Source organism: Streptomyces sp. NPDC048606 (genome assembly GCF_040650855.1).
GTDB lineage: Bacteria > Actinomycetota > Actinomycetes > Streptomycetales > Streptomycetaceae > Streptomyces.
The window spans coordinates 16,261-34,317 of sequence record NZ_JBEZIB010000003.1 but is presented as its reverse complement, the minus strand read 5'-3'; the positions used below and the strand labels follow the sequence as shown (position 1 = coordinate 34,317).

16 protein-coding genes are annotated in these 18,057 nt (G+C 71.9%); 3 read left to right on the top strand and 13 right to left on the bottom strand.

Features of this window, described 5'->3' with window-relative positions; genetic code table 11:
- Positions 1-117: 117 nt before the first annotated feature.
- The 9 genes from AB0D01_RS04280 to AB0D01_RS04240 all read right to left on the bottom strand — a co-directional run bounded on the left by AB0D01_RS04280 (position 118) and on the right by AB0D01_RS04240 (position 10,013).
- Positions 118-933: an HAD family hydrolase gene (locus AB0D01_RS04280; RefSeq protein WP_363053475.1), complete on the bottom strand. Its 816-nt coding sequence runs from the start codon at positions 931-933 to the stop codon at positions 118-120.
- Positions 930-2,207 carry a serine--tRNA ligase gene (serS, locus tag AB0D01_RS04275; protein WP_363053474.1) on the bottom strand — a complete coding sequence of 426 codons (1,278 nt, stop codon included), beginning with the start codon at positions 2,205-2,207 and terminating at the stop codon, positions 930-932. Before serS ends, AB0D01_RS04280 begins: the two co-directional genes overlap by 4 nt.
- 527 nt (positions 2,208-2,734) lie before the next feature.
- A complete protein-coding gene (gene pheA, locus AB0D01_RS04270; RefSeq protein ID WP_363053473.1) occupies positions 2,735-3,670 on the bottom strand; it encodes a prephenate dehydratase in 936 nt (311 codons plus the stop codon).
- Positions 3,671-3,712: 42 nt separating this feature from the next.
- Positions 3,713-4,996 (bottom strand): iron uptake transporter deferrochelatase/peroxidase subunit, encoded by a 1,284-nt coding sequence (gene efeB / locus AB0D01_RS04265; protein WP_363053472.1) that lies wholly within the window; start codon positions 4,994-4,996, stop codon positions 3,713-3,715.
- A gap of 5 nt (positions 4,997-5,001) precedes the next feature.
- Positions 5,002-7,146, bottom strand: a complete 2,145-nt coding sequence (locus AB0D01_RS04260) for a copper resistance protein CopC (RefSeq protein WP_363053471.1) — start codon at positions 7,144-7,146, stop codon at positions 5,002-5,004.
- A 22-nt stretch (positions 7,147-7,168) separates the two neighbouring features.
- Entirely contained in the window at positions 7,169-7,657 is a 489-nt protein-coding gene (locus tag AB0D01_RS04255) for a copper chaperone PCu(A)C (protein ID WP_363053470.1), read from the bottom strand.
- Positions 7,654-8,307, bottom strand: a complete 654-nt coding sequence (locus tag AB0D01_RS04250; RefSeq protein WP_363053469.1) for an SCO family protein — start codon at positions 8,305-8,307, stop codon at positions 7,654-7,656. The genes AB0D01_RS04255 and AB0D01_RS04250 overlap by 4 nt, the downstream gene beginning before the upstream one ends.
- Before the next feature lie 43 nt (positions 8,308-8,350).
- Positions 8,351-9,088 carry a YcnI family protein gene (locus AB0D01_RS04245; RefSeq protein ID WP_363053468.1) on the bottom strand — a complete coding sequence of 246 codons (738 nt, stop codon included), beginning with the start codon at positions 9,086-9,088 and terminating at the stop codon, positions 8,351-8,353.
- Positions 9,089-9,200: 112 nt separating this feature from the next.
- A complete protein-coding gene (locus AB0D01_RS04240) occupies positions 9,201-10,013 on the bottom strand; it encodes a hypothetical protein (protein ID WP_363053467.1) in 813 nt (270 codons plus the stop codon).
- Between the two features lie 312 nt (positions 10,014-10,325).
- On the opposite strand from AB0D01_RS04240, the gene AB0D01_RS04235 reads away from it, so the two are divergent.
- Entirely contained in the window at positions 10,326-10,778 is a 453-nt protein-coding gene (locus AB0D01_RS04235; RefSeq protein ID WP_363053466.1) for an ATP-binding protein, read from the top strand.
- Between the two features lie 85 nt (positions 10,779-10,863).
- Here AB0D01_RS04235 and AB0D01_RS04230 read toward each other — a convergent pair whose 3' ends face one another.
- Positions 10,864-12,330 (bottom strand): aminopeptidase P family protein, encoded by a 1,467-nt coding sequence (locus tag AB0D01_RS04230; RefSeq protein ID WP_363053465.1) that lies wholly within the window; start codon positions 12,328-12,330, stop codon positions 10,864-10,866.
- A gap of 192 nt (positions 12,331-12,522) precedes the next feature.
- Positions 12,523-14,097, bottom strand: a complete 1,575-nt coding sequence (locus AB0D01_RS04225; RefSeq protein WP_363053464.1) for a PP2C family protein-serine/threonine phosphatase — start codon at positions 14,095-14,097, stop codon at positions 12,523-12,525.
- Between the two features lie 551 nt (positions 14,098-14,648).
- Here AB0D01_RS04225 and AB0D01_RS04220 point away from each other — a divergent pair.
- Together AB0D01_RS04220 and AB0D01_RS04215 are read left to right on the top strand one after the other, a co-directional pair.
- On the top strand, positions 14,649-15,314 hold the full coding sequence (locus AB0D01_RS04220) for a bifunctional DNA primase/polymerase (protein ID WP_363053732.1): 666 nt from the start codon (positions 14,649-14,651) through the stop codon (positions 15,312-15,314).
- 190 nt (positions 15,315-15,504) lie between these two features.
- Positions 15,505-16,086, top strand: a complete 582-nt coding sequence (locus AB0D01_RS04215) for a hypothetical protein (RefSeq protein ID WP_363053463.1) — start codon at positions 15,505-15,507, stop codon at positions 16,084-16,086.
- 182 nt (positions 16,087-16,268) lie between these two features.
- Here the strand turns inward: AB0D01_RS04215 and AB0D01_RS04210 are convergent, their stop codons facing one another.
- Positions 16,269-17,243 carry a DUF5926 family protein gene (locus AB0D01_RS04210; protein ID WP_363053462.1) on the bottom strand — a complete coding sequence of 325 codons (975 nt, stop codon included), beginning with the start codon at positions 17,241-17,243 and terminating at the stop codon, positions 16,269-16,271.
- Between the two features lie 172 nt (positions 17,244-17,415).
- Complete coding sequence (locus AB0D01_RS04205) at positions 17,416-18,018, bottom strand: ATP-binding protein (protein ID WP_363053461.1); 603 nt, start codon at positions 18,016-18,018, stop codon at positions 17,416-17,418.
- Positions 18,019-18,057 lie beyond the last annotated feature (39 nt).

The window sequence follows — 18,057 nt, the reverse complement described above, 5'->3', positions numbered from 1 at the left end:
GCCGTGCGACAGGGGCACAGTGAGAGGTGCGGGGAGCAACAAAAGGTCCGGGACGGCCACTTCGAGCGCGCCTTTCGGCGCGGGCCGTCCCGGACCTCTCGTACGTCGGTCCCGCTGTTACGCGGCGCCCAGCAGGCGCTCCAGCACCACCGCGATGCCGTCCTCCTGGTTGGAGGTCGTCACCTCGTCGGCCACCGCCTTCAGCTCCGCGTGGGCGTTGGCCATGGCGACTCCGTGCGCCGCCCAGCCGAACATCGGGATGTCGTTGGGCATGTCGCCGAAGGCGATCGTCTCGGCCGCCTTGACGCCCAGCCGACGGGCGGCCAGCGACAGGCCGGTGGCCTTGCTCAGGCCCAGCGGCAGGATCTCCACTATGCCCGGACCGGCCATGACGATGTCGACCAGGTTGCCGACGATCGCCCGGGCCGCCCTGACCAGCTCGTCCTCGCTCATGTCCGGGTGCTGGATGTAGAGCTTGTTCAGCGGCGCGGTCCAGACCGCGGCGGTGTCGTCCAGGTAGAGCGCCGGGAGGCCCTCCTGCACCTGGTAGCCGGGCCCGAACAGCACCTCGCCGTCCACCCCGTCGCGGCTGGCGGCGAGCGCCACCGGACCGACCTCGGCCTCTATCTTCGACAGGGCGAGCGCCGCCAGCTGCCGGTCGAGGGTGACCGAGGTCAGCAGACGGTGGCTCCCCGCGTCGTACACCTGCGCGCCCTGCCCGCACACGGCGATGCCCCGGTAGCCGAGGTCGTCCAGTACGTGCCGGGTCCAGGGGACGGCCCTGCCGGTGACGATGATGTGCGCCGCACCCGCCGCGGTGGCCGCGGCGAGTGCCTCACGGGTGCGCTCCGAGACGGTGTCGTCGTCACGCAGCAGCGTGCCGTCGAGGTCCGTGGCGACGAGCTTGTACGGGAACGGGGCGGCCGTGCTCACTTGGCGATCGGCTCCAGGACCTCGCGGCCGCCCAGGTACGGACGGAGCGCGGCCGGAACCCGCACCGATCCGTCGGGCTGCTGGTGGTTCTCCAGGATCGCGACGATCGTGCGCGGTACGGCGCACAGGGTGCCGTTCAGCGTGGACAGCGGCGCGGTCTTCTTGCCGTCGCGGTAGCGGATCGACAGGCGGCGGGCCTGGAAGCCGTCACAGTTCGAGGCGGAGGTCAGCTCGCGGTACTTGCCCTGGGTCGGGATCCAGGCCTCGCAGTCGAACTTGCGCGAGGCGGAGGAGCCCAGGTCGCCGGTGGCCACGTCGATGACCTGGAACGGCAGCTCCAGGCTCGTCAGCCACTGCTTCTCCCACTCCAGGAGGCGCTGGTGCTCGGCCTCGGCGTCCTCCGGCGCGACGTACGAGAACATCTCGACCTTGTCGAACTGGTGGACGCGGAAGATGCCGCGGGTGTCCTTGCCGTACGTGCCCGCCTCGCGGCGGAAGCACGGCGAGAAGCCGGCGTACCGCAGCGGCAGCTTCTCGGCGTCGATGATCTCGTCCATGTGGTACGCGGCGAGGGGGACCTCGGAGGTGCCGACCAGGTAGTAGTCGTCCTTCTCCAGGTGGTACACGTTCTCCGCGGCCTGGCCGAGGAAGCCGGTGCCCTCCATGGCGCGCGGGCGGACCAGCGCCGGGGTCAGCATCGGGATGAAGCCGGCCTCGGTGGCCTGCGCGATCGCCGCGTTGACCAGGGCCAGCTCCAGCAGGGCGCCGACGCCGGTGAGGTAGTAGAAGCGCGAGCCCGACACCTTGGCGCCGCGCTCGACGTCGATGGCGCCCAGGGCCTCGCCGAGCTCCAGGTGGTCCTTGGGCTCGAAGCCCTCGGCGGCGAAGTCGCGGATGGTGCCGTGCGTCTCCAGGACGGTGAAGTCCTCCTCGCCGCCGACCGGGACGTCGCTGTGGACGATGTTGCCGAGCCGCAGGAGGAGCTTCTTGGCGGCCTCGTCGGCCTCGTTCTGCTCCGCCTCGGCGGCCTTGACGTCCTGCTTGAGCTGCTCGGCCTTGGTCAGCAGCTCGGCCCGCTCCTCGGGAGAGGCCTTGGGGATGAGCTTGCCGAGCGACTTCTGCTCGTTGCGCAGTTCGTCGAAGCGCATGCCTGAGGACCTGCGGCGCTCGTCGGCGGAAAGGAGCGCGTCGACGAGGTCGACGTCCTCTCCACGGGCGCGCTGCGAGGCGCGGACACGGTCAGGGTCTTCACGGAGCAGCCGAAGGTCAATCACCCCTCCAGGCTACCGGGCGGGGCTTCCTGGGATCACACCGATATCACGCTGCGTGTCGCTATGTCCCAATTGAGGGGAATGCAAAACTTCGCCCCGGGCGTCCCTCGTGGGTGCTCCGGATGGCTTGATAAATGCGCTTCCATTCCCCGAAAAGGGGCATCGCGGCGGGCGTCGGGTGCGCCCTGAGCTGTGCGGCAGCGGGTTCCTTGTCCACAGGCATTTCCGCCGGAGGCGCCTTATCCACAGGCTGTGTGCGGCGTCTGTGGACATCGAATTAGATCAATAGGCATCCGGGACCGGTCGGCCCCGGTCAGGGTTCAAACCGCCCTCACACACTCATTCGGGTGGGAATGACTCGCTCCAAAGAGTTGATCGGTGATACAGGGGTGACGCCGTTCACCTGCCGCTCGCCGGAGCGAAACCTGGGCCGCCGGGCCGATATGTCGACCTTGTCGCGCCGCCCTGTCGACTTGTCCCCAGGTCTTCATCTCGCCCTGTGGATAACTCTGTGGACAAGTGGACGGTGCCTACGCCCGCCCGTCGAGGCAGCGAGTCAGCCAGTCGGACGCCTCCGTGAAGTCCTCGTCCGAGGTGCCCGGCCGCGCCTCGCGCACCTCACTGAGAGCGACACCCGCCCGCGGGTAGGAGCCGAGGAACCGGACCTGGGGACACGTACGCCGCAGACCCATCAGCGCCTCGCTCACCCGACGGTCGGAGATGTGACCCTCCGCGTCGACGGCGAAGCAGTAATTGCCGATGCCCTCGCCCGTGGGACGGGACTGGATCAGCATCAGGTTCACCCCCCGGATGGCGAACTCCTGGAGCAGCTCCAGCAGCGCACCGGGGTGGTCGTCCCCGAGCCACAGCACCAGGGAGGTCTTGTCGGCGCCGGTGGGCGCGGCCGGTCGGGCCGGCCGCCCGACGAGCACGAACCGGGTCTCCGCGTTCTGCGCGTCGTGGATCTCGGTGACCAGCGCCTCCAGCCCGTAGGTGGCTGCGGCGAACTCACCGGCGAAGGCGGCGTCGAAGCGGCCCTCCTGCACCAGGCGGGCACCGTCGGCGTTGGAGGCCGCCGACTCCCACACCGCGTCCGGCAGGTGCGTCCGCAGCCAGTTGCGCACCTGCGGCTGCGCCACGGGGTGCCCGGTCACGGTCTTGACGTCCGACAGCTTGGTTCCGGGCCGCACCAGCAGCGCGAACGCGATCGGCAGGAGCACCTCGCGGTAGATCATCAGCGGCTCGCCGGAGGCCAGCTCGTCGAGAGTGGCGGTGACCCCGCCCTCCACCGAGTTCTCGATCGGCACCAGGGCGGCCGCCGCCTCGCCGTTGCGGACGGCGTCCAGGGCCGCCGGCACCGACACCATCGGGACCAGCTCCCGGGTGGCGGCCTCCGGCAGCGTGCGCAGGGCGGCTTCCGTGAAGGTGCCTTCGGGACCGAGATACGTGAAGCGGGTGGCCGACATGCGATCAGCCTAATGCCGGGCCGGCCGCCCCCGCCGGGCTGTTCACCCTTCGAGCAGCCGCTGCCCGACGTACTCCCCGTCGCCCGGACCGGGCGGAACCGCGTACAGCCCGGAGGACTCGTGGCGGATGAACGCCGACAGGGCGTCCCCCCGGTCGAGCTTGCGCTGCACCGGCACGAAGCCCCGCAGCGGGTCGGCCTGCCAGCAGATGAACAGCAGACCCGCGTCCGGGCCGCCGTCCGGGCCGATGCCGTCGTGGAAGGAGAACGGCCGCCGCAGCATCGCGGCCCCGCCGTTCTGCTCGGGGGCGGAGATCCGGGCGTGGGCGTTCGCGGCGATGACCGGCTTGCCGTCGGCGCCGAGCTTGTCCAGGGCCGGCTCCGTGGTCTCGGTGCCCCCGGTCAGGGGGGCTCCCGTCGCCTTGTTCCGGCCGATGACCTGCTCCTGCTGGGCCAGGGACTGCTTGTCCCAGTCGTCGAGGAGCATCCGGATCCGCCGGACGACGGCGTACGAGCCGCCCGCCATCCAGGCGTGCTCGGCGGGACCGGGCCCGGCGGCCGGCACGAAGATCCGCTTGTCGAAGTCCGGCTCGGCGGGCTTCGGGTTGGCGGTGCCGTCCACCTGGCCCATCAGGTTGCGGGCGGTCATCGGGGTGCCGGTGGCGCCCGGAGACCGGTTGAAGCCGTTCATCTGCCACCGCACCCGCGCGGCCTCTCCGGCGTCCTTCTGCACCGCCCGCAGGGCGTGGAAGGCCACCAGCGCGTCGTCGGCGCCGATCTGCACCCACAGGTCGCCGTTGCTCCGCTGAGCGTCGAGCCGGTCTGCGGAGAAGTCCGGCAGCGGGTCCAGCGCGACGGGGCGACGCGCGGTGAGGCCCGTGCGCTCGAAGAAGGAGTGACCGAAGCCGAAGGTGAGGGTCAGGGACGACGGACCCGCGTCCAGGGCGATCCCGCTGTCGCCGGTCGGAGCCGTCTCGCCCGCCATCAGCCGCCGCGCGGTGTCCGACCAGCGGCGCATCAGGGCGGCGGCCTCCGTGCGCCCCGCACCCGGTGCCAGGTCGAAGGCGAGGACGTGCCCCTTGGCCTGGAGCGGGGTGGTGATCCCGGCCTGACGCTCGCCGTGGAAGGCGACCCGGGTGGCACCGACGGAACTGAGCGCCCCGGCCGCGCCCGCCGAGCCGGCCGGCGAATCGGCGACCGCGGAGTGGACGAGGGCGCCACCCGTGGCGCCGAGCGCGAGGCCCGCGGCGCCCGCCGCGCCCACGGTGCCCAGCAGCCGCCGCCGGGAGATCTCGATGTCGGGGTTGCCCCCGCTGCTTTCGGTCACGCTGTTCAGCCGATCTTGACGTTCTTCTGGACGGTCGTCTGGTCGATGTCGGAGGTGCGCACGGTCACGTCGATGCGCCATTCGCCCACGAGCGGAAGCTGGACCCCGGACGCGGTCCAGTGCCCGGCCGAGGCCCGGTCGGGTTGGACCGGCAGCGGGCCGATCTCCTTGGCCGGGAGGGTGAAGGAGACCTTGACCTCGGGCAGGTCGAGGGGCTGACCGTCGGGCCCGTCGGCCCACACGTGGAGGGTGTTGGCCCCGACCCGGCCCGGGTCCAGCTCCAGGCGCACGTTGCCCTTGCCGTTCTGGCCACCGGTGTCGAAGGGCAGGGTGATCTTGACGGCCCGGTTGGGCACCGCGGTGGAGGCCGCCGGGCCGCGCCCGGTCTCCTGCTCCGCCGCGCGTCCCGGCTCGGTGCTGGTCAGTACCGTGGTGACGGCCAGCAGGACCACGGCCACGCCGGCCTCGGCGAGGACGGAGCGACGCAGGCCGGCGCGGTCCGGATCCGCGTCGCGGACCTGCCGCTCCCGGGCCTTGGCCCGTGCGGCGTTCTGCCGGGCGAGCTGGGCGGCACGTCGGGGATCGACGGATGCGACCTCCTCGGCGGGCTCCCCCTCCTCCCGGTCGGCCGGGGGCGATGTTTCACGTGAAACGGCCGACGGGGTGGTCGACGTGGTGGTCGACGTTTCACGTGAAACATCGCCGCCCACGAGCACCTCGGCCGGTTCCGCGGCGGGCGTGTGGGCCGGAGCCTGCGCGAGCCGTGCGGTCCACTTGCGGGAGACGTAGGCGATGCCGACGAGGACGGCGACGAGGCCGACCTTGATGATGAGGAGCCGTCCGTAGCTGGTGCCGGTCAACGCGGACCAGGTGCCGAGCTGGCGCCACGACTGGTAGATGCCGGTGGCCGTGACGACGAGGACGCTGATGAAGGCGACGCGGGAGAACCGCCGGACGGCTTCCCGTTCGAGGTCCGGGACCGTGTGGAGGGCGACCAGCAGGGCCGCGAGCCCACCGAGCCAGGTCGCCACGCCCAGCAGGTGCAGGATGTCGACCGGCATCGCGATCCCGGGCTGGATCCCGGTGGAGGCGTGCTCGGAGAGGGACCAGGTGGCGGCGAGGCCGGCGGCCACGACCGCACCGCCGATGCCGAGCCCGAAGGCGAGGTCGCTCGTCTCTTTCTTCCGTTCGGAGGCGGTCTCCGCGGTCTCCGCGGTTCCCCCGCCCACCCGCCCGGTCGCCTTCCCGGCGGCCTTCCCGGCGGACTTCTCCGAAGACTTTCCCGAGGCCTCCCCCGGGGTCGCCCCGTCCGTCTCCGGCGCCTTCTGGCGGCGCGCGTAGGCACCGAAGAGCACCGCGACGAACAGCGCGGCCGCGCCGAGCAGCAGCAGGCGCGAGACGAACGAGGCACCCGTCTTGGTCTCCAGGACGGCCCTGAGCCCGTCGAGGTCGAAGACGTCGGCGAACTTCCCCGAGCCGGTGTACGGGGTGCGCAGGGCCAGCATCGCCAGGGTGGCGGCGGTCAGCGTGACCCAGGCGCGCAGCACCAGCTTCTGCAGCGACCGTTCCGCCGAGCCCCGGCGCCAGCAGACCAGGATGAAGGCGGCCCCGCCGACGAGGACGGTGAACCCGGCGTAGGCGACGTAGCGGGCGATCCCGTACGCGATCCCGACGGGTCCGCCCCCCGCCTGTTGCTCCGGGAGGGCCACGGTGGTGGCGGAGGGGGCGCCGACGGAGAAGGTGAAGGCGCCCGAGATCGGGTGGCTGTCGGCGGAGACGGCCTGCCACGCCACCGTGTAGGTGCCGTTGGGCAGCCCCGCGTGCAGGGCGGTGCCGTAGCGGATGGTGGATCCGCTGCACATGTCGCGCAGCTCGCCGGTGTCGACGCGCTTGCCCTGGGGGTCCATGACGCGGATGGAGTCGTCGCCCATGGCGACCTGCTCCGAGAAGGAGAGGGTGACCTGGGCGGGTGCCGTGGCGACCACCGCCCCGTCCTTGGGGTCGCTCGCGGTGAGCGCGGCGTGTGCCGAGGCCGGGCCGGCCGCGGTGAACAGGGTTGCCAGCAGTGCCGCGAGGACCAGCGCGAGGCGCGGCAGGAGTGCCGCCGGCCGGGCGCGGGCCGGGAGAGGAGCGGGGGCGGTGGCCGTCATGGCGTGTCAGTTCCTCGGTCCGTCAGTGGGCGTTGGAGTTCTGTGCGTTGTACGTCCGTTCCTTGACGTCCAGCTCGACCTTGACCGGGTCGGCCTTCTCGAAACGCAGCTCGACGGTGATCTTGTCACCGACCTTCGGCTTGTTCTTGAGCCCCATGAACATGATGTGGTTGCCGCCGCGCTCGAGCTTCAGCTCGCCGCCCGCGGGCACGTCCATGGACGGGACCTGCTGCATCTTCTGGTCCTTGGTCTCGTGGATCTGGAGATCGTCCGAGAGCGGGCTGGTGACGCCGGTCAGCTTGTCGGCGGTCTTCGAGTCGTTCTTGATGACCATGAAAGCACCGGCCATCTTGTCGTTGACCGGTTCCGGCATGTAGGCGCCGCTGACCGTGGGGGCGGGCTTGGCCGCCTCGGACCCGGAGCCCGAGTCGGAGGAGGAACAGCCGGATATGGCGAGCGCTGCCGTCAGGGAGAGGGCGGCGGCGAGGGTGCGGGTGGTGCGGGCGTTCACGGGTTCTCTCCCTTGATGATCTTCGGCAGGTCCTTGGTGTAGTCGTCGACGGTCGTGCCCTCGCCGTAGAGGACGTAGCCCTCTTCGGTCTTGGGCGAGAACGCGATGACCTGGGCGCCGTGCATGGAGACGACGCTGCCGTCGGCCTCCTTCTTGGCGGCCTCGATACCGATGCCGAGCGATCGGGCGGCGGCCTGGATCTTGGCGAAGTCCCCGGTCAGTCCGACGAAGGACGGGTCCTGGGCCTTGAGCCACGCGCCGAGGGATTCGGGGGTGTCCCGTTCGGGGTCCGTGGTGACGAAGACGACCTGGAGCTTGTCCTGGTCCTCCTTGGGCAGCGCCTTCTTGGCGACGGCGACGTTGCTCATCGTCAGCGGGCACACGTCGGGGCAGTTGGTGTAGCCGAAGTAGATGAGCGTCGGCCGGCCCTTGGTCTGCTCGCGCAGGCTCCACGGCTTGCCGGTGGTGTCCGTGAGGACGAGGTCGGGCTTGTCGAAGGGGCGGTCCAGGACGGTCGATGCTCCGGCCTTCTTCTGGCCGCTGATCTGGGTGACCGAACCGGTGGTCTTGGCACTCTCGCCACCGCAGGCGGTGAGAGTGAGAGCGGCCGCCACCGCGAGGGCGGCGACCGTCACACGTGTGGTGCGCATGAAGAGATGTCCCTGGGATCTGGGATGGTGCGGGTGTACGGGGTCAGGACGTGCGACGGCGCGAGGCGATGCCGAAGGCGACGCCACCGAGGCCGATCACGATGCCCGTGATGCCGAGGGCCCGCGCGGTCGTGTCGGAGGTCTTGGAGGTCTTGGAGGCGGCCTCGTCGTGCTGCCCGTCCTTGGCGTCCGTGGCCTTCTTGTCGTCCTTCGCGTCCTCGGTCTTGGCGCCGGCGTCGTGGTGGTCGTCGCCCTTGGCGGCCGTCAGCTTCAGCACCGGGGCCGGGGTCTGCGGCTCGGCCGCGCCCTCCTTGGGCTCCTCGATCCAACGGACGACCTCGTTGTTGTCGTACGTCTGGATCGCCTTGAAGACCATCTTGTCGGCGTTCTCCGGGAGCTTGCCGACGGACACCGGGAACTGCTGGAACTTTCCGGGCTCGATCTTGCCGCCGGACCACGTCACCTTGGTGACGGCCTCGTTGATCTGCTTGCCGTGGACGGTGAGCGGCTTGTCGAGCTTGGTCTTCTCGACCTTCACGGTCCAGCCGGGGATGTCCTGGGGCATGACCGAGGTCAGCGGCTGGTCGACCGGGAAGTTGACCTCCAGTTGCGTCGTCGAGGCGTTGTCCCGCTCGTTGGGGACCTTGAACTCGATCGTCGCGTAGCCACCCTTGGTGGCTTCACCCGGCTGCACGCTCACGTGCGCGAAGGCCGGACCGGACAGGACGAGGACGGTGCCGGCGGCGAGGGCGGCGGCGAGGGAGACGCGCGAGGTCTTCATGGCAGAAACACTCCACGGAAGCGGTGGTGACGGTTGCTCCGCGCACGGGCGCGCGCGGAGTTCGCGGCACCGGTGGCCCCCGCCGTGTGTCCCGGGGAGGAGAGGTGCCGCGTCAGGCTGCGAGGGCGAGCGCCGTGGGCGGCCCGCGCCTGATCACCGTGTGCTGGAGTGCCTCCCGCCCGGTCGCGACGGCGGGAGCGCCGCCGGTCCTGCGGGCCTGCGGGCCCGCCTCGGGCGCGTCGGGAAGCCCGGCCACGAGGGCGCGTACGAAGCTCAGCGCGGCGCGCAGCGGACGTACGGGATCGGTGGGGCCGGCGGTCCGGGACAGTTCGAGGAGCCGGAACAGCGCGGCGTCGCCACGGCCGAGGAGCCAGCCGGCCGCGAGCGCGGCCAGCAGGTGCCCGATCATCATGGCGGGGCTGAACAGACCCACGACCGGGGCTCCGGCGGTGTCCGAGAGGTGCCCGTGCGCCAGGTGCCCCTGGGCGGCGAGGGCGTCCGGATCCAGGCCGGCGCTCTCCAGGATCCGCCGCGCGTCGGCCGGGCCGATCGGCACCGAGTTGCCCCCGCAGACCAGCTGCGCGGCGAGCGCCGCGAGCGAGGCGTCGGCGGACGCGTCGGCGGAGCCGGCGGCCGCCCGTCCGGCGGCGGCTCCGTGTTGGCCGAGGCCGAAGAGCGTGTGCAGGGCGAGCTGGCACACGGCGAGCCCGGCGGCGATCCCGGGCAGGGAGCGCCGGCGTCCCGCGAGGGGAGCGGCGACCGCGAACACCGAGACGAAGGCGACGCAGAGCGCCCACCACGGCACCGTCGCACACGAGGCGACGGCGTGACCGGCCGCGGACAGCACGACGCAGACCGCGGTGAACACCGCGGTCCGGGTCATCCGGAGGCCCGCTCCGGCGTGCGTCGTGTGGGGGGCAGTCATGGCCGGGTCATCATCGCACTGCGCCCGGGGCGTGCATACGGCAGGTCCGGAACGTCCCGTGCGTCCCCCCGCAAGAGCCCCACCTCGGCATGTTTTCCCCGCCCGGGTTCCGCCCGCGGCCCCGTGCCCCGGACGTCACGGCGGTCAGGGCACCCCGGACGGCACCCCGGACGGCACCCCGGACGGCACGGCCCGCGCCCGCTTTGCCCGACGACCGGTACACCGACTCCCCGGCGAGCCACATCGGCCGAATGAGGGCTGCGCCGGCGCTCGGGGGCTTACGGCTCACCGCGGGCGGCAATAGGTATCCGTATGAGCATCTGGTGGTCTCTCCACTTGAGGCGCGAAGCCGCGAGCGTGCCGCTCGCCCGGCGACTGCTGCTCGGGACGATGGAGACCGCGGGGGTGGACCCTGACATCTCCTTCGACCTGTCGGTGGCGCTGAGCGAGGCGTGCGCGAACGCGGTCGAGCACGGTGGCCGCGCCCCTGCCCGCGAGGTCCCGGACGAGACCGGGGCGTTCCACGTCACGGCCTATCTGGACGGCGATCGCTGTCGCATCGAGGTGGCCGACTCGGGTCCGGGGTTCCCGGCCGCGACGGTCGCCCGGCACAGACCCTCGCTGGCCGAGCACGGTCGGGGCCTGCACCTGATCGAGCAGCTCGCCGACCACGTCCGCTTCCGCAACCGGCCGGGCCGGGGCGCCGTGGTCAGCTTCGACAAGATGCTGAAGTGGCGCGACGACGCGCTGCTGAAGGTGTCGTAGACCGGTGTCGTAGCCGCGCGAACGCCGACGGGCGGGATCCCGGGTGGGGATCCCGCCCGCCGGCGGTGCCTGGGGAGGGCGTGGGTCAGCCCTTGAGGCGCGCCATCCAGGCCTCGACCTCGACCGAGGTGCGGGGCAGGCCGGCGGACAGGTTCCGGTTGCCGTCCTCGGTGACGAGGATGTCGTCCTCGATCCGGACGCCGATGCCCCGGTACTCCTCCGGCACGGTCAGGTCGTCGGCCTGGAAGTACAGACCGGGCTCGACCGTCAGGCACATGCCGGGCTCCAGGGTGCCGTCGACGTACGCCTCGGTGCGCGCGGCGGCGCAGTCGTGGACGTCCATGCCGAGCATGTGGCCGGTGCCGTGCAGGGTCCAGCGGCGCTGGAGGCCGAGCTCCAGGACCCGCTCGACCGGGCCTTCGAGCAGACCCCACTCGACGAGCTTCTCGGCGAGCACGTGCTGCGCGGCGTCGTGGAAGTCGCGGAACTTCGCGCCCGGGCGGACGGCGGCGATGCCGGCTTCCTGGGACTCGTAGACCGCGTCGTAGATCTTGCGCTGGATGTCCGTGTACGTGCCGTTGATCGGCAGCGTGCGCGTGACGTCGGCGGTGTAGAGGGAGTGCGTCTCCACGCCGGCGTCGAGCAGCAGCAGGTCGCCCGAGCGGACGGCGCCGTCGTTGCGGACCCAGTGCAGGGTGCAGGCGTGCGGGCCGGCGGCGCAGATGGAGCCGTAGCCGACGTCGTTGCCCTCGACGCGGGCGCGCAGGAAGAAGGTGCCCTCGATGTAGCGCTCGGACGTGGCCTCGGCCTTGTCCAGGACCTTCACGACGTCCTCGAAGCCGCGGACGGTGGAGTCGACGGCCTTCTGCAGCTCGCCGACCTCGAAGGCGTCCTTCACGGCGCGGGCCTCGGAGAGGTACACGCGCAGTTCCTCGTCGCGCTCGGCCGTGACCTTGTCGGTCAGGGCCTTCTCGATGACGTGGTCGTGGCCGCGGACGGCGCGCACCGGGCCCTCGGCCTCGGCCAGCTCGTCCGCGAGCTTGCGGACGTCCCGGGCGGGGATGCCCAGCAGCTGCTCGGCCTCGGTCAGCGAGTGGCGGCGGCCGACCCACAGCTCGCCCTGGCCGGAGAGCCAGAACTCGCCGTTCTCCCGGTCGGAGCGGGGCAGCAGGTAGATCGTGGCGGTGTGCCCGCCGTCGCCCGAGGGCTCCAGGACCAGGACGCCGTTCTCGGTCTGGTCACCGGTGAGGTACGCGTACTCGGTCGACGCGCGGAAGGGGTACTCCGTGTCGTTCGAGCGGGTCTTCAGCCGGCCCGCCGGGATCACCAGGCGCTCACCGGGGAAGCGCGCGGACAGCGCGGCGCGGCGGTCGGCCGTGTGACCGGCCTGGGCGATGGGCTCCAGCCCGTGCAGTTCGGTGTCGGCCCAGCCGGTGCGCATGCTCTCGGCGAGTTCCTCGCTGACGCCCGGGTACAGCCCGTTCTTGCGCTGCTTGTGCTTCTTCTGGGGCTGCTCTTCTTCCGGGGTCTCCGGGTTGAGCTCGTCAGCCACGTCATCTCCTCAGCTGCTACGACATGCGGTCACCGGGTGCGGACCTCATCCATCGTATGTGCGAGGGGAAGGAGCCCGGCATGACATGTGACAAACCAGTCATACCGGGCGGTGGCGGGCGGTCCGGCGTGCGACGGGAAGCCGCGCGCCTCGGTCGAAGCGCGCCTCGGTGTCGCGTCTCGGTGTCGCGCCTCAGTCGAAGCGCGCCGCCAGCAGGACGACGTCCTCGGCCGGATCCGCCGAGGGATCGGCCGGATCCGCGTCCGGCAGGACCGTGCGCAGGATGTGGTCGCACAGGGCGGCCGGGTCCTCGCGGGCGCTGCGGGGAACCCCGGCGGCGGCGGCGTGCAGCCGGGCGTAGGCCCGGTCCATCGTGTCGCCGGTACGTCGCAGCAGCCCGTCCGTGTAGAGCAGCACCGTTTCTCCGGCCGCGGGCTCGATCTCCACGCTCGGGGCCTCCCAGCAGGCGAGCATCCCCAGCGGCGCGGAGAGGGAGGTCTCCACGTACTCGGTGCGCCGCTCGCCGATGAGCAGGGGCGGGGTGTGTCCGGCGCCGGCCAGGATGATCTTCCGGGCGGCGGGTTCGCAGTAGGCGAAGAGGGCGGTCGCCGAACGCGCGGGCTCGGTCAGCCGCATCAGCAGTTCCAGGTCGGACAGGACCGCGACGGGGTCCTCCCCCTCCATGACCGCGTACGCGCGCAGCGACGCCCGGAGCCGGCCCATCGCGGCGACGGCGCTCGGCCCGGACCCGGTGACGGAGCCCACGGCCAGCCCCATGGCCCCCTCGGGCAGGGGCAGCGCGTCGTACCAGTCGCCGCCGCCGCGCGGCCCGGTGTGGTGCCGGGCCGCGAGCCGCACCCCGGGGATCCGGGGCAGCCGGCTGGGCAGCAGTTCCTCGGCGACGGTGGCGAGGCGGGTGCGGGAACGATCCACCTCCAGCATCCGCGCCAGGTGCTCGGCGGCGTGCCGGGCGTAGAGGCCGACCAGGTCGCGCTGGCGTTCGTTCGGCTCGGCCTGCTCGTCGTAGAGCCACACGGCCGCGCCCAGCCGACCGGTGGCGTCGGCGGTGAGCGGCAGCGCGTAGCTGGCGGCGTAGCCGAGGCGGGCCGCGACCTCGCGGTGGCGGGGGTCGACGGGGGTCTCGTGCCCGGCGGCGCCGGACGGCGCGGCGTGCGCGTCCGGGTCGGGGAGCACCTCGGAGCCGCCGTGGGCGTCCGGGAGCCCGTCGAGGATGCGGCCGTAGGAGGTGGCGCTGCGCGGCACCGTCTCGATGTGACCGAGGTCCGCGCGGCCGAGGCCGAGACCGATGGTGGTGCTGGGGCCGAGACCGTCGGAGGGTTCCAGGACCACGAGTCCCCGGCGGGCGCCGACGAGCGCGGCTCCGGCGCGCAGGAACTCGCTGAGGGAGGACTCCAGGTCTTCGGCGCGGGTGAGGCGCTCGGTGAGTTCGTGGAGGGTGGTGAGGTCGGAGACCATGCCCGCGAGCCGGTCCTGGATGACGCTGCTCGCGGCGGCCGGGGAGGCCTGGGCCGGGGTGGTGCGCGGGACGGTGGGAGCGGACGTGACCGCCGGTGTGGGCGCGTTAGTGTGCGCTGACGCTGTAACTGCTGGATCGATTCCAGCCACTTTCGGCAGATGCGGCGCGCTCATGGCGTCCGCCTTTCCACCTGGTGCGATTCGCCATATAGCATCGCAAACCCCCAGATCGTGCTGCGCCGCCATCAATGGATCCACATCTACACGCAGACGAGGAGCGATGTCCAGCATTGCCCAGGCGGGAATCCTGGTGTCCGTGGGACGGCGACTCACTGTCCAGCCAGGGGTAAAACTTGGCCGGAAAAAGCGGCAGTCGGACGGTTTTTGCGATCGACTGGACGGGCCTCGTGGGGGGTCCGGGTACGTAATCGTTGGTACCCGGGGCCAGTTGAGAGCTCCCGGAACCTTCGGGAACCACCCGGCGCGGGTCGTCGTCCTTAGCGGCGGCAGCCGGTTCCGATGGCGGCACCCGAACCGGTGCGGGCCACCCGGACCGCTCGCGCCAGGCCCTCGCGGGACGTTTGATGGACCTTGGATGAACCTGTAAGAAACCTGCACGAACTGCACGAACCGTGTGAACCTGCTTCAAGCGGACAGTGACGCGAAACGTGTACGTGTGGTGCAACACGGCTTACATGGTGTGATGTGGCCCTTCGGCGTTCAACGGAAAGGAACGAGCGCTCATGCGCGAGATCCTCGGAAGGCGTCTCCAGCGGCTCCGCGATCGCTTGAACCACCCGCGCTCCGTCTCCCGCGCGGTGTCCGACTCCGTCTCCCGCCTGATGTCCGGGGTCGTCCCGGGACGCGTCCCGGTCGCGGACGCCCCGCCCCCGTCCCTCCTCGACGGCGCGTTGACCTGCGCGACCGCCTGGGGATGGCCCGTACTGCCGGGCGTGGGCCGGGCCGGGTCGGACAGCACGCGCTGCGCCTGTCCCGATCCGGACTGCGTGGTGCCGGGAGCCCACCCCTTCGACCCCGGTCTGCTCGCCGCCACGACGGACGCCCGGATGGTGTCCTGGTGGTGGGCGAGGCGGCCCTCGGCCCCCGTCCTGCTGGCCACCGGCGGCGCCGCGCCGTGCGCGGTGAGCCTGCCGGCGGGCGCCGCCGCCCGTGCCGTCGCACGACTGGACGTGCAGGGCGCGCGCCTCGGCCCGATCGTGGCGACGCCCACGCGCTGGTCGCTGCTCGTGGCGCCGTACTCGTTGGAACGGCTCGGCGAACTCCTCTACGCCAAGGACCACGTGCCCTCCTCGGTGCGCTTCCACGGCGAGGGCGGCTACCTGCTCCTGCCCCCCTCCCAGGCGTCCGGCGGCGGGCAGGTCCGCTGGGAGCGGGAACCGGGCACCGGCCCCGGGGGGCTCTGGCTGCCCGAGGTCGGCTCGGTCGTGGACGCGCTCGTGGAGGCCGGCAGCGGTGCCCCCGGCGGCGGCAGCCGGCTCGCCTACTGATCGGCCGCCTACCGAGCGGTCGCCTGCCCGAGCGGCCTGCTGCCGAGCATCCGTCGAGTGAACGTCCGGGAGGCACCGGGGGATCCCGGCGGCCGGCGCATCACTCGTACGGGTGCCCGCGGGGCGGGTTTCCAGGGGAATTGGGCGCGGGCATCTCCGCGCCCCATTCCCGCGTCGCTATCTTCGGCGAATGAATCTCCGCCTGATCGGTATCGGCGCCGGTGTGTTGATCATCTTGTCGCTCCCCCTGGCCGGAGCGATCGCCGGGCCGGATTTCGTCGGTCAGGACGACGGGAAACGCGGGGGGTTGCTCTCCTCCCTCGGCCTTGCGGAGTCCTCCTCCGGTACGCCGGACGGCGCGTCGGGTGGGGCGGCGCGTCCGGCTGCGTCCGCCGCCGCGCGACCCGGGCCGGAGCGGCAGCCGCGTACGGAGTCCCGGTGTGGACCCGAACTCACCTCGCCCCACGGGCTGGAGGCGCAGACCTGCGTCCTGGAGAGCGAGGGGCGGACGTGGGGCCGCACCTACTACCGCAACACGAGCGGTCACGCCCTGGACGCGGTGCTGACGGTCATGGGCCCGGCCGGCCGCACGGTGCAGATCGGCTGCGTCGTGGACGCGGGCGACGAACCGGGGCTGTGCGAGACGCCGCGGGCGGATTCGGCGGGGAAGCGGAACGACTACTCGGCCATTGCGGAATTTGCCGTTCCGGATGATGAGGGGCGACTGCTCCTGAGGTCCGGGAGCAACTCACCGGCACCCACCGACGGTTGAGGACCGAAGGAAATGGAAGGGCCCGGTCGCTGGCGACGGGGGATGCACCAGCGACCGGGCTACAAGAACGGTAACAAGAGATCGCCTGTTCGCAAATTCGATCTCTGATATTCAGACATCGATTTGCAGGCGATTAGCGGGAGTTGTGACTCGGGTCACCGGCTCCGCGCGCTCCGGTGACGTCAGCTGAGGGTCACCTGACGGTTGGTGAGGCCGCCGCGCGCCCGGCGCTCTTCCGTGGTCAGCGGGGCGTCGGTGGCCAGGGCCGCGGCCAGCCGCTCGGCGAGTTCGGCGGCCGGCTTCTCCACGTCGTCGGCGGAGACGCCGGTGGGGAGGTCCCAGACCGGAACGACCAGGCCGTGGGCGCGGAAGGAGCCGACGAGCTTCGTGCCCTCGCCGAGGGAGGAGGTGCCCGCCGCGTGCAGCCGCGCGAGGGCGTCGAGCAGCTTCTCCTCGGGGTGCGGCATGACCCAGCGCAGGTGGTTCTTGTCCGGCGTCTCGCACCAGTAGGCCGAGTCCACGCCCGTCAGCTTCACGGTCGGGATGGCCGCCGCGTTCGCGCGCTCCAGCGAAGCGGCGATCTCCGGCGAGGCGTTCTGCGCGCTTTCCGCTTCCGGAATCCAGAATTCGAACCCGCTGTGGACAACCGGCTCGAAAACGCCGTCCAGGTCGAGGAGATCCTGAAGTCGGGGGCCCTCGGCCGGAACGCGACGGGCCGCGACCGGGGTGCCCGGCTCGGCGACGAGCGCGCGCTCCAGGGTGTCGGCCATGTCGCGGGCGAGGTCCCCGGTGGTGGACTCGTTCTGGAGGCCGAGCAGGACGGAGCCGTCCTCGCGGCGCAGGGCCGGCCACGCCATCGGCAGGACGGTCACGAGGGTGACGGACGGAACGCCCTCGGGCAGGCCGCCCTTGAGGGTCAGCGGGATGGTGGCCGCGGGGACGAGCTCGCGCAGCGCGACCCAGTCGCACTCGCCGGGCAGGCCCTCGAAGGGGCGGCGGACGTGCTCGGTGACGGCGTGGGCGGCGGCCGCGCCGTGACAGGCCTTGTAGCGGCGCCCGGATCCGCAGGGGCAGGGCTCGCGAGCACCGACGACGGGGATCTCCCCGTTGGTGAGCTGCGGCTTCGCGGTCTTCGCGGCGGGGCGCTTCTTGGCCATCTTGGGTGTCTCCCGGTTGCGGCGGTACGGCGGTGTCTCAGGGCGCGAGCCTAGCCGTTCGTACCGCCGGAACCGGTGGGGTGCGGCCGGGAGCACGGTCGGCGTGCGCTCCCGGACGGCCGCCCGTACGGAGGGACGGTGGTGCCCGTGGGGTTCCGCGTCGCGGAACCGGTCACAGCTCCAGGTCTTCGAAGGCCGATACGAGGTCGATGGCGGGGGGAGCGACGCGCGTAGCGAAATCGTCGTGACGGGTCCCGCGGGCGACTATCACCCATACGGTGACCTCGCCCGAAGCCCCGTCCCGTACGCCCCAGTCCTGGGCCAGGGCGCTGATGATGTTGAGCCCCCGACCGCCGTGCGCGGTGACCGACGGCGTGGCCGGAACCGGGCGCGTCGGGCCGCCGCCGTCCGTGACCTCGACGGTGAGCCGCCCCGCCTTGTCGACGCACCACGCGGCGCGGATCTCCCCGTCCCCGACCTCGCGCGCGCCGAGCGGCCTGCCGTGTCGACACGCGTTGCTGAGCAGTTCGGAAAGGATCAGAACGGCATCGTCCACGACCGATTCGGACAGTCCGCTGACGCGCAGTTGTTCGCGCATCCGGTGCCTCGCCTCGCCCACGCCCGCAGGACCATGGCGTACGTCCATGCACGACGACGTGGGCACTTCCTGTGCCATCATCAATGCCACCCCCGGAACCTCCTTAGCCCCACGCCATGGTCTGGATGCCCCGTTGGCCTGGACCGGAAACCGCCGTCCGGGGCCCCTCTGACGCATTCATGACCATCGAACGCGGAGCGGATGCGCCGGAGCACA